Origin of the sequence: Enterobacter genomosp. O, from assembly GCF_001022965.1 — a bacterium.
Lineage (GTDB): Bacteria > Pseudomonadota > Gammaproteobacteria > Enterobacterales > Enterobacteriaceae > Enterobacter > Enterobacter cloacae_L.
Genome location: NZ_LECZ01000027.1, coordinates 126,315 through 141,650, shown reverse-complemented (window position 1 = coordinate 141,650; position 15,336 = coordinate 126,315). Strand labels below are relative to the sequence as shown.

The window sequence follows — 15,336 nt, the reverse complement described above, 5'->3', positions numbered from 1 at the left end:
GTTAATTCCTTATCAATACGTCCGGGATGCCCAGAAATCGGTCAGGCATTTCCAGGTCAGTTCCCGCGTTGAATGAAGCTGTAGTCCCGCATGGGTCAGGCCAGAGCCAATCCCAACCGATAGCATTCCCGCGGCGTTGATCGCCTCAACGCCGGCGGGGGCATCTTCAACACCCATGGCCGCTTCAGGCCGCACATTCAGACCTGCGCAGGCTGCGAGGAAGATCTCCGGGTCTGGTTTCGAACAGACAATGAGTGAGGCATCGGCGCAAAAATCAAAGGCTTTCTGAATACCCAGCGCGTGCAATATGCCGGGCGCATTCAGGGAAACGGAGGCGAGCCCGATTTTGACCTTCGCCGCACGTATTTCCGCCAGTACGTCGCGGATACCGGGAAGCAGAGAGTCCTGCGTCAACGACGCCAGAGACTGGACATAAAGCGCATTTTTTTTACTCGCCAGCGCCAGGCACTGTTTGTCGCTAAACGCCCCCTCTTTTCCACCCTGTCGCAGGATCCGTTGTAAAGATTCCATGCGGCTAATTCCCTTCAGTTCCTCGTTGAAGGCCTCATCGATGGAAATGCCAATCTCCTGCGCTACGGCACGCCAGGCAAGAAAGTGCAGATGCGCGGTATCGGTGATAACGCCATCAAGATCGAATACAACGGCTTCAGGCTTCATGGCTGGCCTCCGTGGTAGCGGTCCCATTAAAAGATGCAAGAAATTCCCTACGAGTCAGTGCCTGCCGCGCCGATATGCACACCGTTTTCCCCCACAGGGTTAACGTGACGGGCGCGGTGGTATCGATGGTTAAAACGTCATTTTCAAACGTGAAGTGCAGCCGTGCGTTCCGCCAGCGCAACGGAAAAGCGAGTCTTCGCCAGTGAGCGGGGAGTTTCGGCGCAAGATGCAACTCCCCTTCCATAATCTGCATACCGGCAAATCCCTGAATTACGCCGGACCAGATCGCGCCGGTGGCTGCGGCATGAATACCGTCATCACTGCTGTGCGGATCGTCCCCAAGATCGATAGCGACACCATCACGCCAGAAGGCATAGGCTCCTTCGGTATCACCACAGCGGGCAGTCACAATGCCGTGAATGGCCTTGCTCAACGAAGAGTCATGGATCGTACGAGGCTCGTAGAACGCCAGGTTGGCGACACATTGCTGCGACGTAAACCGCTCTGGCAACAAGTAGTTAAGCATCACCACATCAGCCTGCTTTAGGATCTGCATCTCGTTCACTTCCGCGCGGGAATAGTCGAGCAGAATGGTCTGCTTACCCGCTTTCTCTTTATAGCGACTCAAATCGATAGCAGGTTTCGCCATGAAGGTGTCATCCTGTGGGATCACACCGTCTGAATTGGCCTCCGGCAGCCATAAGCGCGTCAGGAACCGTGTGGCCTTCTGCGTAAAACCTTCATCCTCGCGCCCAAACATCGCCATAAACCGGCACGCGCTGGCAACATTGTGCCAGGCCAGATAGTTCGTATAGGCGTTATTGTTCACGTGCTCGGTGTATTCGTCCGGTCCGATGACGTCATGGATTTCCAAACGACCATTGATATCCGTTACGCGCCCCATCCAGAAGGCGGCGGTTTCCATCAGCAACGTCAGCCCTTCATTGCGCATAAAGGCATCATCGTGCGTTGCCTGCCAGTAAGCGACGACGGCCCAGGCGATGTCCGCCACGATGTGGTGTTCCGCCAGCGCGGAGGCCACCTTCTGGCGCGTGCCCGTTCGGATGTTAATTGCGGCAAACTCCGGCGTCTCTTCATGACCGCTCGCAGCACTTTCCCACGGGAATAGCGCACCAGGCCAGCCGTTGCGACGGGCTTTTTCCCGCGCCCCGGGCAGGTTGATCCAGCGATAACGCAGCAGGCTACGGGCGACCTCGGGACGCGTGAAGAGATGGAAAGGCAGCAGAAAAATTTCGGTATCCCAGAAGACGTGGCCTTTATACCCCTCTCCCGTCAGCCCTTTGGCGGCGATACTGCTTCGCTCATCATGGGCTGGCGTCATGGTGGTCAGATGCCAGACGGCATAATCCAGCGCGATCTGATCCTGGCGTTCCGCTGACGTCACTTCCACCCGAGCGTCAAGCCAGACCTCTTTCCAGGCATACGATGAGCTCTCAAGCAACGCGTCGTAGCCCCTTGCCGCACAGACTTTGAGATCGGCCAGCGCGTCGCGAGCGAAAGACTCCTGCGACAGGGTTTTATCACTGCGATGCGTAACCCAGACGATTTTCTCGAGCGTGACAGTGTCACCCTGCGCAATCGTCAGCGAATGATGAACGCTGAGACGACGATTTTTAGCGGTGAAACAGCTGTCGCTCTTTGTTGAGAGCTGGCAAAACGCCGACACAACAACATCTGAGACTCGGTCCTGCGTTTCATACACGCCCTGCATGTAATGCTGGTCTAACACTCTGACCGACATTTCATCCAGATGCTGTCTGCCGCTATTGGTTTGTGTTGCGTCAATGCCGGTTTTCAGTACCACCTGCGAGGCGGCATCAAGAGGCGTGATCGAAAGCTGCAATGCCGCTAACGGCAGCTGGTCCAGCGATACAAAACGACGACTCTCCAGCCGATAGCGTTTCCCGTCGGGCGAGCGCCAGAGGACGCTGCGACGGAGTTCGCCATTGGCAAACGCCAGCTCGCGCTGCCACTCAAGGATATCTCCTGACAGGAGCGTGAAATTGACGCCATCCAGCTCAACATCAATACCGATCATGTCTGGCAGGTTAATCAGTTCAGTGGTCTCGTTACGACCTGCCTGATGATAAAGGCCCGCAAGATACATGCCTCGGGTTTGCCGGGTGTAATCTTCTTCGTGCGTAGCGCGGATCCCCATGTAGCCATTACCGCAGGCCATGATGGAGGCGTATTTATTCAGGCTGTGTGGACAAAAGCCCGGATCGGTTAAGACAGACACGTTTAGCATAACGTCACGCTTTCCCCTGTTTCTGCTGATTCATACAGCGCGGCGACAAGCTGCTGGATAACCAGCCCCTGCTCTGCATCAGCAATCATGACGGGCTCTCCCTGCACATGCCGTACAAAGGCATCCATGCTGCGCAGATGACGCTGATCATCAGCTTCTTCACGCTGCGTGAGGGTGACTAAAAGACCGGCTTCGTCGTTGTAGATGTGCGCCGGGAACAGCGTGGCCCCCGCCTTTTCACCGCAGAATGCGACGTTCATGATCGATTGCTCACGAATATTGAGCGCAAACGACGTATCCAGACGCAGAATGCCGCCGTTGCAAAATTCAATGGTGCCAAACAGGGCATCTTCAACGGTAAACTGAGCAGGATCCCACGCGCCAAACTGGCCGCTGCTTTTGCGGTTTCCCAGCCTCTGGAAGCTATGCGCCGTCACCCTTTTTACCGCCGGGAACCCCAGGACGTACATCGCGGCATCAAGCATATGAATGCCGATATCAATCAGAGGTCCTCCGCCCTGTAACGATTTGTTGGTAAAGACGCCCCAGCCCGGAACCCCGCAGCGCCGAAGCGCCTGAGCCGTGGTGAAATAAATCTCTCCCAGCGCACCGTTCATTACGGCCTCACGCAGCAATTGCGTATCAAGTGCGAAACGATGGTGAAAATCATACGCCAGCACCTTTCCCGCCTTGCGCGCTGCGTTACGCATCCGTTCGGCCTCTTGCGGGGTCATTGCCGGCGGTTTTTCGCACATCACGTGGCAGCATGCTTCCAGCGCTGCCATAACGTGTTCAAAATGAAACCGGTTAGGCGAACAGACGCTCACCACATCCGGCTTAACCGCCCCGAGCATCTCTCGCACGTCATGCCATGCAGAAGGGATGGCATGACGTTCCGCAAACGCCTGTGCCTGTTCGGGGTGGCTATCCATGACAGCCACCATCTGAACATCACCGCGCGTGGCGTAGTACGAGGCATGTACTTTTTCCGCGACCTGCCCGGCGCCAATTATGGCGACGCGCAGTAGCGAAGGTGTTGAAGGACTCATCGCGCTCGCCATCCTTAGCATTCACGCAAATAAGTCAGTGAATCCTGGTAAGCCTGAGCCGGATCGTCGGCGCGAACACGGCACTCGTAAACCACATAGCCCTGGTAACGATCCGCGCGCAACTGATCGAACAGGCTGGCAAAATCCAGGCTACCGCTTCCCGGCTGATAGCGATGATTATCGGCAATGTGGACGTGGCCAAGCAGATCCCGGTTGCGATGCAGCGCCTCCGTCAGCGAATCTTCTTCGATATTCATATGGTAGAAGTCGCCGATGATCTGTACGTGCTTCAACGCATTCTCTTCGATATAGCGACGCGCGTCCGCCAGGGTGTTGATCATGTGATCCTGGTAGCGGTTCAGCGGTTCAAGGTAGACTGTCGTTCCGGTGCGCGCCGCCACCTCATCCAGCCAGCGTAGCGAAGCGCTCACCGCTTTGCGGTCGCCTTCAAGGCTGCGTGGAGAGGTCATCGGTGGCAGGCGGAAGGTAAACATCCCCCACGCGGCAGGCACGATAATGCCCTTTCCGCCCACTTCCGCCAGTGCTTCCAGAATGCGTTCAATCTGCGTTAAACCGTTCAGTCGACGTTCTTCAATAAAGTCGCCAATCCAGCCATCATATCCGCCGCAGGCCGTTGTCACCGGCAGCCCCGTGGCGTGGATAGCCGCTTTCACCTCATCGAGGTTCTCAACCAGCAGTTTGCCGTCAATTTCATAGCCATCAAAACCCATCGCTTTGATGTACTGGAACTTCTCCAGAATCGAGGTTGGGAAAAAGGCCTGGTTTTGGGTTGCGATTTTCATTGTTGCTCTCCTTAGCTTAAAAAGTGACGCCCATTTTGATGCTCAGTTCAGGATGCCGATCGACATACTGCATGTAGCTTTCAGCACTGGTGGCAAAGGTGACCACAGGGTCGATCAGGTCCTCGCAGTTGAGATAACCGTTCATCAGCAGTTCCCAGCAGGTCTCTTCAATACGTTTGCGGTTCCAGCGTGGATAATCCGGATTGGGTTCGCTGCAGGCGCGCGAGAAGACAATCTTCGCGTTATTGAAATGCGCTTCGCGACCGAGATTGAAGCCTTCTGCGAACGGCTTCGCGAAGGCGACGTAGGAGATGGTGCCGCCGTAGGCGAGTCCGCGCAGCGCGGACTGCAGGGCATCTGCAAAGCCGCTGGTTTCGATGATAACGTCCGCACCCTGCTTTCCGGTCAGCGTTTTGATTTCAAGACCGACATCAGTACCGATCGGATTAAGGCAGTGGTCGGCCCCGTGACGGCGGGCAATTTCGCAACGATGTGCGATAGGATCGACGCCGATGACGATGGACGCGCCAGCTTTTTTCGCCAGTTGGATCGCGATCTGTCCAATCGCCCCAAGACCCACCACCACCACAAAATCACCCACCCGCACGTTGGCATCGCGCACGCCGCTCATCGCAAACTGTGCCGGATCGTAGCAGACGGCATTTTTCCAGGAGGCGCCCTGCGGCATTTTGCGCAGCTTGTAGTTGTTAACGGCATTCACGATAACCGTCTCCTGCAGCGGTGCGTAGCAGCAGACGCGATCGCCTGTCTGGTATTCAGTGACGTCATCACCGCATTCGATGATGTCACCTACAATCATATTGCCCAGCTGGAACTTACCGAATTCGATCCCGCGCGCCGAACCCTCTTCACGCGGGGTAAACATCTGCCACTCAGCGTTGAACTCTTCATCGATAAACGGACTTGCCGCACGGAAATCCACCACTTCAGTTCCGTGTTTTGGTGCGCCAAAGCGTGCACGAATTTTCACTTCATGTACTGCAACCGGACGATCTTCATATTCCACCAGCGCCGCCACACGAGGCGCTGTTGCAACTAACTTTTTCATGACTTGCTCCTGGTAAAAAATATTGGCCGCCTCAGCCCTTAACGCCGCCGGCGGTCAAACCACTTTTAATAAAACGTTCAGACAGGGCGTACATGATGACCACCGGAAGCGCCGTCACCAGCGATGCCGCCATCATGCGACCCCAGATATAATCTGGCGTGCTAAAGAGCGTATTCAGCCCAACCGGCAGCGTGAAATTACTGGCGCTGGACAGGAAAATGGACGCAAACAGGTAGTCGTTCCACGCCACCATAAAGCAGTAGACAAACACCGAGACGAGGCCGGAAATCGCCAGCGGCACGGTGATGCGAAAGATGATTTGCAGACGGTTGAGGCCGTCCATCATCGCGGCCTCTTCAATCTCGTCCGGAATGGTGTCGAAATAACTGCGCAGCATGAACACCGCTGTCGGTAACGTCTGGGTCACCATGGTGATAATCAGCGCCAGCTCGGTGTCGTAGATCCCCAGAGCAGTGATGATTCTGAACAGCGGTACCACCAGCAATATCCCGGAGAACATGTAGACGGTGTAAAAACTCGCATTGATCGTCGTGCGGCCCTTAAAACGCAGCCTGGATAAGGCGTAAGCCCCCAGCGTGCCGAGAAACACGGCAATCACCGATGAGGTCAACGACACCACCATGCTGTTTCTGAAATAGTCCACAAACGGGAAAATCAGCGGGTTAAAAATGTCGACGTAATGCTGCAGCGTCCACTCCTGCGGCAGTATGGTCGGGTGAAGCGATATCGCCTCTTTCGCGCTCTTTAACGACGTCATTAACATCACGAAGAACGGGAACAGCGTGATGACCAGAAACACCGCCAGCCCCAGATAAAAACCAATACGACCCAGCACGCGTTTATTTGTTGCCATTGAGGTTTACCCTTTTTCTGGTCAGCAGAATCACCGCGAAGATGATCACGAACAGCACGACGGAGATAGCCGCTGCCTTACCCAAATCGTTGAAAGCGAAGGCGGTTTTGTAAAGATAGACGCCTAAAATATCGACCTTGGTCGTCAGCAGGTAGACATCCGCAAACATGTAGAACATCCAGATAGTGCGCAGCGTGACCACCGTCGCCAGCACCGGCATAATCGCGGGCAGCGTGACGATGCGAAAACGCTGCCACGCATTTGCTCCGTCCATTTCCGCGGCTTCATACAGTGATTTATCAATGGTCTGCAAAATCGCCAGGAACGAAATGAACGCGTACGGGAAGTAACGCCAGATGGCGAACAGCACCACCAGCACAAAGCTGCTGCCAGGATTGTCGAACCACAGCGGGGCCTGGTCATACAGATGCAGCACGTCAACGCCCAGATAGTTCACGATGCCGTAGCCGTTGTTGAACATGTATTTCCAGGCAAATACCAGCGAAATGGACGGGGTGACATAGGACAAAATCACCAGCGAACGCGCCGTTTTTCGCAGACGAAACTCCCGGTTAAAGAAGATGGCTACGGCCAGCCCCAGCACCGTGCTACCCATCACAACCAGTGCCGTGTACCAGAACGTCATCCACAGCGAATGCCAGAATGCCGCATCACTGAGAATGCGAATGTAATTGTCGAGCCCGACAAACACAGCGCTAATGCGCGGGTTAAGCGGCAAGCGTAAAAAACTGATTTCAATATTGGAAATCATCGGCCAGGCCACCAGGCCCCCCAGCAAAATCAGGCTAGGGGCCAACAGCAGCATGGCGAAAGGCATATCTGAACGACCAGAAAACAACGTATTCATAATTTCCTTCCGCAAAGCGCTCCTATCGTTGTGAAATCAGGTCAGTCAGTCGCTTCTGGCTGTTGCTTAAGGTCGCGCTGAGAGCTTGTTGCCCCACCGTGACGTTATGCACCATGGAACTGATAATGCCGGACCCCGTCACATCCCCCATGCGGGTGAAGTTTTTGTCTCCCACCGCACCAAACACCTGCACATTCGGGAACTGTGCAATCAGTTCGTAAGGCAGTTGTCCAAACGCTTTAATCACATCGTTGTTTTTCCAGGTCTCCGTGCCGACTACCAGCTTGTTTACTGGCAATGCCGCTCCCGGGGACATCATTACCCAGTCAGTGGCGTGTTGAGCCTGTTCCATCCAGGTGACAAATTTCTCTGCCGCTTTCGTTTCATCTTCGGTTTGGCCGGTGGTGATCGTCAGAGAGGTGACCATGCCATAGACTGCAGACGTTTTTTCAGTGGGGACGACAAAGCCGAGATTGGACGGATTTCCGTCTTTAAAGACCGCCGGCAGGATGTAGGTGGAGTAAACGGCCATTGGCGCAGAACCGTTCATGAAGGCGTCTTTGATCTCCATAACATCGTTGGAGCCAGGCATGGTGGTTGCGGCCAGGGCTTTGTAAAATGCCAGGGCTTTCGCCATTTCAGGGGTATCGATGTCGACATTCCCTTTAGCATCAAAAACGTTTGCACCGCCGGACAGGGCAAACTGAGAGAATGCCTGTTCGGTCATCACGCTTTCTGCGGTTGGTAGCGCAATGCCGTAATGTTTTTTAGCCGGGTCGTTAAGACTCTGGCAGGCCTTCAACAGCTGTTCCCAGTTACGCGGCTCTTCAATACCCGCCGCGGCAAGCACATCCTTGTGATACCAGACGCCGGACAGCCAGGCACTGACGGGTACGCCTGTCCAGGCAGAGCCGTCTTCCGTACGCACGACGCGCAGGATACCGTCATAGAAGGTGTCTTCCCCTACCGCCTTAATGGCTTCGCCGATAGCCTTGCGATCCAGCAGCTGCTCCTTGTCCATGACTTTTGCGTAGTCATGGCTGACTTCAATCACTTCGGGCAGTGCCCCCGTTCTGGCCAGCGTAATCACCTTGGTGTTGTAGGCATCTTCTTCCACCGGCACCTGTTTTACGGTAATACCAGGATTCTCTTTCTCGAATTTATCGATCAGTTTCGTAATAACCGCCTGACGCTCCTGCTCTACTGACGAGTGCATAAATTCAATCGTGACAGCAGACGGTTTGTCATCCTTGCAGCCTGATAACAAGGCGCACGAAACCAGTGCTGATATCAGCACAATTCTTGGCATTCTCATGTTTAAGGTCCTTTTTTAGTTTTCTTTAATCCACAACACCTGCCATGGAGTAAGGGTCAGAGCCGTATCTGTAATATCCTTTCCGGCGATCAACTCCCTTCCGGATTGAATATCGGATTCAACCGTTTGAGTGCGATCGCTGAAATTAAATAATGCTGATATCTTCTCGCCAGAATCCGCAATGCGAATAATTTTTAAAACATGTTCCCCTGATGCGCTAAAATAAGCCTCACCGTCAGGATGGAATGCTTTTTCTTTCCGGCGTAGCGCAATTAAATGACTTAACCTGGAATAGACCTGATAACGCAGGCTTGTTTTATCCTCAAGCACGCTATCAATTTGTCCTGCGATGTATTTCTCACGGTTTATCGCGCGGTTGTATCCCAAGCGTTCAACGCCAGCATAATCATTACGAGAACCAAGAATACTTTGGATATAGACCGCAGGCACACCCGGGAAGCTTAAAAGCACGGCGTGAGCAAGAATAAACCGTGCGATGCGATGATCATCATCGCTGTCACCTGGGCTTAATGCATCCAGATAGGTGACATTAATTTCATACGGGCTACGTGTCCCATCCGGGTTATTTTTCCAGTTAACCAGCGCCCCTTCGGCCTGCAGTTTTTCCACAAGTGAAATAATCTCTGACTCAGGTAAAATTCCACGTAACGGATTAAGGCCAATGCCGTCATGCGAGGCCAGGAAGTTGAACCAGGTGGTTTTCGTTGAGGGCAGCTTTAGCGATGCTGCCCACTGATTGAGAGCACGAACATCCTGACAACGTACCGCATGCAAAACAAGCGGGGGCAGAGAGAACTGATAAACCATCTGTGCCTCATTTTCACCGTCACCAAAGTAAGAGATGTTGTCTTGATGCGGAACATTCGTCTCAGTGATGATCACCGTACCGGGGGCTACAGCCTCGGTAATGGCGCGGAAGAGCTGGATGAGCTGGTGGGTTTGTTCAAGATGGATGCAGCATGTTCCAGGTATTTTCCACATAAACCCAACGGCATCCAGACGAATGTATCGTGCCCCTTCCATCAGGTAATGCAGCAACACGTCGACCATCGCAATCAGCACCTGCGGAGAGGCGAAATTGAGATCGACCTGGTCCTCGCTGAAGGTGGTCCACAGGTGTCGCACGCTGCCATCATGAAGCGTGAAAGGCGTAAGAAGAGGTAATGCGCGCGGGCGAGTCACCGCGGATAAGTCTGTTTCAGGATCGACAGAAATGAAGAAATCTTCGTACCCGGGTATTTGCTTAAGGTAATTCGCAAACCATTTGCTTTTGGCAGACATATGGTTGCAGACGAAATCAAACATCAAACTGGTTGACTGTTTTAATTCGGCAACGTCTCGCCACGTTCCGGTTTCAGGTGCAACTTCATGATAATCAATGACAGAAAAGCCGTCGTCAGAAGACCATGGATAAAATGGTAAAAGATGGACGTGAGAAAAAGAGTGAGAAAGCCACTTGTTATAAAAACGCGTAAAAACCGGCAGTGCCTTCTCCCCTTTCGCTGAAAATTGATCGGCATAGGTAATCAGAACAACGTCTTTTTCATCCCACCCCGCTTTACGCTTTTCAGTAATAACGGAAGCGGCCTTTCCAATATTTTCCAGCAGCACATTACGCTGTGCTTCAGAAAACGATTCCCCGTAAATGAGATTAATGAGCTCTTTAATTTTTGCGTTCACTTTTATTTTCCATGGTAGCGGTCCCACGGAACGCAATCTACTCCCATGAAAAATATCTGTCAACGGACCGGGAGGCAGAAAAACGCGATTGCAAAGCAGCTCAACGTCGTATTGTGAGCTGCCGCAAAGAAAGAAGGGGAAAAAGCGGAAAGGCGGTTAATCGTCCCTGGCCCTTCTTTGGGAAAAGAAGGGGTTGGCGCGAGTGAGAATTTTCAGGATAAATAGCGGCGTGAAAGCCGTTTTGCCACTTTTTGCAACAGCGGTTCGAGCGCCACGGCCAGTACCATTCTGACCGGCTTGCGGGCAATGGATTTTATCGCCCAACCTGCCACACCCGCCGGACCGTAGCGTAACGCGGTCAGCAGAACCAGTTTACCTGCGATTTTCAGGCCGGGTTTTACCTTCTGACCGGCCTGTTGCCAGTGTTGTTTCATCTCATTTCTCTCTTAAAGCTGACGAAAACGACTTCTCAGCGTAAAGGTATCCGACGTGACATAGCGTTCCATTTCCCGCAAACGCTTCTCACCGGCTGCGAGTTGCTCATCAACGGCATTGAGGAGATCGCTGCTGGTTGGAGCCCCTTCTGCAGCCAGCTCCCCTTCCGGCATCGGGTCAAGGACAAACGACAGCACGATGTACGCCACCAAGGTAATAAATGCCAGACCGAAGAAGATCGAAAGCACCGTCACCACGCGCACCAGCTTTACCGGGACATCAAGATAGTGGGCCAGCCCGGCACAGACGCCGCGCACCATGCCCTGCTGCGGAATACGCCACAACTTTTTGTTCAGATTCAATCCAGACATTAACGGTCCCTCCAGTTTGGATGTTCGGCATCCAGAATAGACTCCAGCGCCTGAATGCGTTCGCGCATTCTGTTCGCCTCATCGGAGAGCTGTGCCAGACGCTGTTGTTCACTCTGGGACAGTTCGCCTCGTGAAGAACGGTTGCTGTAGTGCAGCCATAGCCAAATCGGCAATACGAACAGCACGAAAATAGTCAGGGGAATGGCCAGAAAAAGCGCGCTCATGTGTACTCCTTGTCTTATGATGCGGCACGCTCAGGTGCCGCAGGCATTATTATTGGTTATCTTGCTTCATTTTGGCTTTCAGTGCCGCCAGCTGCTCGCTGATTTCATCGTCAGCCTTCAGGTCGGCGAACTGCTGATCCAGCGACTTCTGCTTACCGATGCCGTGGCTTTCGGCTTCCGCTTCCATCTGGTCGATACGACGCTCGAACGATTCAAAACGCGCCATCGCTTCATCCAGCTTGCCGCTGTCCAGCTGACGACGCACGTCGCGGGAAGAGCTTGCCGCCTGGTGACGCAGGGTCAGCGCCTGCTGACGCGCGCGCGTTTCGCTCAGCTTGTTTTCAAGCTCACCAATCTCTTTCTTCATACGGACGAGCGTGTCATCCACCAGCGTCACTTCATGCTCAAGCGTAGCAACCATATCGGCCAGCTTCTGCTTTTCAATCAGCGCCGCACGGGCCAGATCTTCTTTATCTTTGCGCAGCGCGAGCTCCGCTTTTTCCTGCCATTCGTTCAGCTGAGCGGTAGCCTGCTCAATACGACGCGTCAGCTGCTTTTTCTCAGCCAGCGCGCGGGCGGAGGTGGAACGCACTTCAACCAGCGTGTCTTCCATCTCCTGAATCATCAGACGTACCAGCTTCTGCGGATCTTCCGCTTTCTCGAGAAGAGAGTTGATGTTGGCGTTCACGATGTCGGCAAAACGAGAAAAAATACCCATAATCTAATCCTCATAGTTCTGTTATCGGGCGATGCCCTGCTGTACGGATAATACAAATCCCATGCCAACTTTTTATCTTATTGATTTTACTCATCCTGATTGATTTTCACGCAGCGCATGACTATCCTTACCTGGTGAATAACACTAAGGAGTGGTTAATTTCATCATGCCTGGATACAAAGACAATTTACTCGGCGAAGCAAACAGCTTTCTGGAAGTGCTGGAGCAGGTCTCCCGCCTTGCACCGCTCGATAAACCGGTGCTCATCATCGGTGAACGCGGAACAGGAAAGGAGCTGATAGCCAACCGTCTGCACTATTTATCCGGGCGCTGGGATGGTCCCTTCATTTCCCTTAACTGTGCGGCGCTGAATGAAAACCTGCTCGATACCGAGCTTTTCGGCCATGAAGCGGGCGCGTTTACCGGCGCCCAGAAACGCCATCCCGGACGCTTTGAGCGCGCCGACGGCGGCACGCTGTTTCTTGATGAACTGGCCACCGCCCCCATGCTGGTGCAGGAAAAACTGCTGCGCGTGATTGAGTACGGCGAGCTGGAACGCGTCGGCGGCAGCCAGCCGCTGCAGGTCAATGTGCGCCTGGTCTGCGCCACTAACGCCAACCTGCCTGAGATGGTGGCGGAGGAAAAATTCCGTGCCGACCTGCTTGACCGCCTGGCCTTTGACGTCGTTCAGCTTCCTCCGCTGCGCGAGCGTCAAAGCGACATCATGCTGCTGGCGGAACAGTTTGCGATTCAGATGTGCCGTGAACTCGGCCTGCCGCTGTTCCCCGGCTTCAGCGATTATGCGCAGGAGACGCTGCTTGCTTACCACTGGCCGGGAAATATCCGCGAGCTTAAAAACGTCGTGGAGCGATCTGTGTACCGCCACGGGAGCAGCGAGACGGAGCTAGACAACATCATTATCGATCCTTTTCAGCGTAGTACGTCACCCGCTGCCGTACCGGCGATCGCGGGCGATTCGCCCTCACTCCCTCTCGATCTGCGTCAGTTCCAGCATGACCAGGAGCAACGGCTGCTTGAGCAAAGCCTGAAGGCGGCGAAGTATAACCAGAAACGCGCGGCTGAACTGCTGGGTCTGACCTACCATCAATTAAGGGCATTGCTCAAAAAACATCACATGCGCTGACAGCCGGAAGCGGACGACAGCGCTATGCAGTTGGAAAAGTTTAGACGGAACTTATCCCCGCGGAGCATTCCGCGGGGATAAGACTCATGCTACCGCTATGTGCATTTGTGAAAGCATATCGGTATTAACACCCACTAGCGTGACGCTGCTCTCACCATAGGTCAGTAAGGCATTATCACCGTCAAACGACAGGTGGTTAAGATAGCTGTCATTGTCTGCAATACTCTGGTTAGCCATAAAGATCAGGCTGTCGCTGGTTGAGATGTTATAGACAGTGTCGTGACCAAAATCACCATAGAAGAGAAGCGTGTTTTCGCTGCCGTTGAGGTGAATGGCGTCGTCTGCAAACCCGGAAACAACATTATTATTGTTGCCGGCAATGTTGATATCGCTGTCATTTGCCCCTGAATAGAACCAGCTGTCATTACTGGCGGTCGAGATAGTGAAACTGTTAGATGTATCAGCATAATAGCTTTTCGCATAGGCGATTGAGCCGCTATCGCCTTCTAACCCATAATCGGTTACCTGCCATGTGGCGTTCTGGTTGAAGTTAATGCCAAACAGGCTGAACAACGTGTGGTCAGCATTAACGTAATGGATATCTTCTGCCCGTGTAACATCCCCGGTAGAATACTTAAAGTACAGCGTTCCCTCTGTGTCGTGGCTGAAGGTAAAATCGGCGATATTACATTCCGTTACGTAGGTATTGGTTCCCGCACCGCCATAAATAACGTTATAGCCGCTGTGGTCTTTGAAACTATCATCTCCCCCACCACCGCAAAGATAATCGTTACCCTTTCCACCCTGTAATAAATCATTCGACTCTGTACCAATAATAAACGTCGAACCAATATGCGTTACGGATTTATTAAGATCGGAAACCCAGGTTGTCGAGCGATACTCCTCAGAAAGGTTGGAAACAATAATATTGGAGTTTTGATGCGTGAAATCATAGATTTCAGAATCCATAATTCGTAACGCGCCGTCCGTATAACCCTGGCCTGAATGGCCGGCCCATGACGCCATATTCGCGATCGAAAAGAACTGACAATCGCTGGTCAGGCCTGCATAGTAATCATTAAAAGAGACAATGTTGTTGGTACAGGTCTCAAGCGGAGTGTCATGATTAAATAAACTGTCCAGAGACAGGCTATGGCCAGTTAAAACACGAAACACGGGATCGTTTTCATAACCAATGTTAAGAACTTTGTCATCAGCAAGGTTCTGGGTCGGAGAGGCAAAAGCGACATAGCTCGCGTCCTCAAAAAAACTATCCCATTGGCCCTGAGCGGAAAGGGTCGCCATACTGTTAACAGCCAGTCCACCGAGACTATGCCCGGTAACGATGACGTCATCACCGGTGAGGCCGTTTGCACTGGCAAACGCGGCCACTGAACTCATGAGGTTTTTATAAGCATTGAGAACATAGTTATCTGCATAGCCATCGATTAGCGCAGAGAATACATCGCTGACGGTATCCATCGCTGTGTTAACGGTATGCTGAAGTGAAGGTGCGCCCGCGTAAGTTCCCGTCCCCCAGAAGCTAATTCCTATGTTCACCAGCTTACCATTAGCATCATATTTCCCCATGACGTTGCATTCGGCGCTCGACTCCAGAAGACTTTCGCCATAAAAAGCACCATAGGGATTAGTACAACCACTATAGTTGAGCGTCGCGCCGTCTAATACTTTCCAGCCATTTTCTTCCGTATAGGTATAATCAGCATAGGTCGCCGCACCAAAATTGATACTTTCAATAGTCAGCGCTTCCTTAATAAGCTGCGTATTTTTCTCGCCCTGATAATCAAATACAGGCAT

Annotated in this window: 15 protein-coding genes; 1 reads left to right on the top strand and 14 read right to left on the bottom strand. The window is 53.0% G+C overall.

Annotated elements, in window-relative coordinates; all coding sequences use genetic code 11:
- Positions 1-12 precede the first annotated feature (12 nt).
- The 13 genes from pgmB to pspA all read right to left on the bottom strand — a co-directional run bounded on the left by pgmB (position 13) and on the right by pspA (position 12,374).
- Positions 13-678: a beta-phosphoglucomutase gene (gene pgmB, locus ABR39_RS19595; protein WP_047348296.1), complete on the bottom strand. Its 666-nt coding sequence runs from the start codon at positions 676-678 to the stop codon at positions 13-15.
- Positions 668-2,947: a glycoside hydrolase family 65 protein gene (locus tag ABR39_RS19590; RefSeq protein WP_047348295.1), complete on the bottom strand. Its 2,280-nt coding sequence runs from the start codon at positions 2,945-2,947 to the stop codon at positions 668-670. Before ABR39_RS19590 ends, pgmB begins: the two co-directional genes overlap by 11 nt.
- Positions 2,941-4,008 carry a Gfo/Idh/MocA family protein gene (locus tag ABR39_RS19585; RefSeq protein ID WP_047348294.1) on the bottom strand — a complete coding sequence of 356 codons (1,068 nt, stop codon included), beginning with the start codon at positions 4,006-4,008 and terminating at the stop codon, positions 2,941-2,943. Before ABR39_RS19585 ends, ABR39_RS19590 begins: the two co-directional genes overlap by 7 nt.
- Positions 4,009-4,010: 2 nt before the next feature.
- Complete coding sequence (locus ABR39_RS19580) at positions 4,011-4,799, bottom strand: sugar phosphate isomerase/epimerase family protein (RefSeq protein WP_047348293.1); 789 nt, start codon at positions 4,797-4,799, stop codon at positions 4,011-4,013.
- Between the two features lie 16 nt (positions 4,800-4,815).
- Positions 4,816-5,868, bottom strand: a complete 1,053-nt coding sequence (locus tag ABR39_RS19575; protein ID WP_047348292.1) for a zinc-dependent alcohol dehydrogenase — start codon at positions 5,866-5,868, stop codon at positions 4,816-4,818.
- A 31-nt stretch (positions 5,869-5,899) separates the two neighbouring features.
- Positions 5,900-6,742, bottom strand: coding sequence for a carbohydrate ABC transporter permease (locus ABR39_RS19570; RefSeq protein ID WP_047348291.1), 843 nt, complete (start codon positions 6,740-6,742; stop codon positions 5,900-5,902).
- Positions 6,729-7,610 (bottom strand): carbohydrate ABC transporter permease, encoded by an 882-nt coding sequence (locus tag ABR39_RS19565; protein WP_047348290.1) that lies wholly within the window; start codon positions 7,608-7,610, stop codon positions 6,729-6,731. The genes ABR39_RS19570 and ABR39_RS19565 overlap by 14 nt, the downstream gene beginning before the upstream one ends.
- A 22-nt stretch (positions 7,611-7,632) precedes the next feature.
- Positions 7,633-8,925, bottom strand: a complete 1,293-nt coding sequence (locus ABR39_RS19560) for an ABC transporter substrate-binding protein (protein ID WP_047348289.1) — start codon at positions 8,923-8,925, stop codon at positions 7,633-7,635.
- Positions 8,926-8,940: 15 nt separating this feature from the next.
- A complete protein-coding gene (locus ABR39_RS19555) occupies positions 8,941-10,626 on the bottom strand; it encodes a sugar phosphorylase (RefSeq protein WP_165587295.1) in 1,686 nt (561 codons plus the stop codon).
- Positions 10,627-10,838: 212 nt separating this feature from the next.
- The gene (pspD, locus tag ABR39_RS19550) at positions 10,839-11,060 is read right to left on the bottom strand and encodes a phage shock protein PspD (protein WP_047348288.1); all 222 of its coding nucleotides are present in this window, start codon (positions 11,058-11,060) and stop codon (positions 10,839-10,841) included.
- Between the two features lie 12 nt (positions 11,061-11,072).
- Positions 11,073-11,432, bottom strand: a complete 360-nt coding sequence (gene pspC / locus ABR39_RS19545; protein ID WP_023617934.1) for an envelope stress response membrane protein PspC — start codon at positions 11,430-11,432, stop codon at positions 11,073-11,075.
- Positions 11,432-11,656: an envelope stress response membrane protein PspB gene (gene pspB, locus ABR39_RS19540; RefSeq protein ID WP_047348287.1), complete on the bottom strand. Its 225-nt coding sequence runs from the start codon at positions 11,654-11,656 to the stop codon at positions 11,432-11,434. The genes pspC and pspB overlap by 1 nt, the downstream gene beginning before the upstream one ends.
- 49 nt (positions 11,657-11,705) lie before the next feature.
- Positions 11,706-12,374 carry a phage shock protein PspA gene (pspA, locus tag ABR39_RS19535; RefSeq protein WP_047348286.1) on the bottom strand — a complete coding sequence of 223 codons (669 nt, stop codon included), beginning with the start codon at positions 12,372-12,374 and terminating at the stop codon, positions 11,706-11,708.
- Positions 12,375-12,540: 166 nt separating this feature from the next.
- Here pspA and pspF point away from each other — a divergent pair, with 166 nt between their 5' ends.
- The gene (gene pspF / locus ABR39_RS19530; protein WP_047348285.1) at positions 12,541-13,518 is read left to right on the top strand and encodes a phage shock protein operon transcriptional activator; all 978 of its coding nucleotides are present in this window, start codon (positions 12,541-12,543) and stop codon (positions 13,516-13,518) included.
- An 84-nt stretch (positions 13,519-13,602) separates the two neighbouring features.
- Here pspF and ABR39_RS19525 read toward each other — a convergent pair whose 3' ends face one another.
- Complete coding sequence (locus tag ABR39_RS19525; RefSeq protein WP_047348284.1) at positions 13,603-15,336, bottom strand: polyurethane esterase; 1,734 nt, start codon at positions 15,334-15,336, stop codon at positions 13,603-13,605.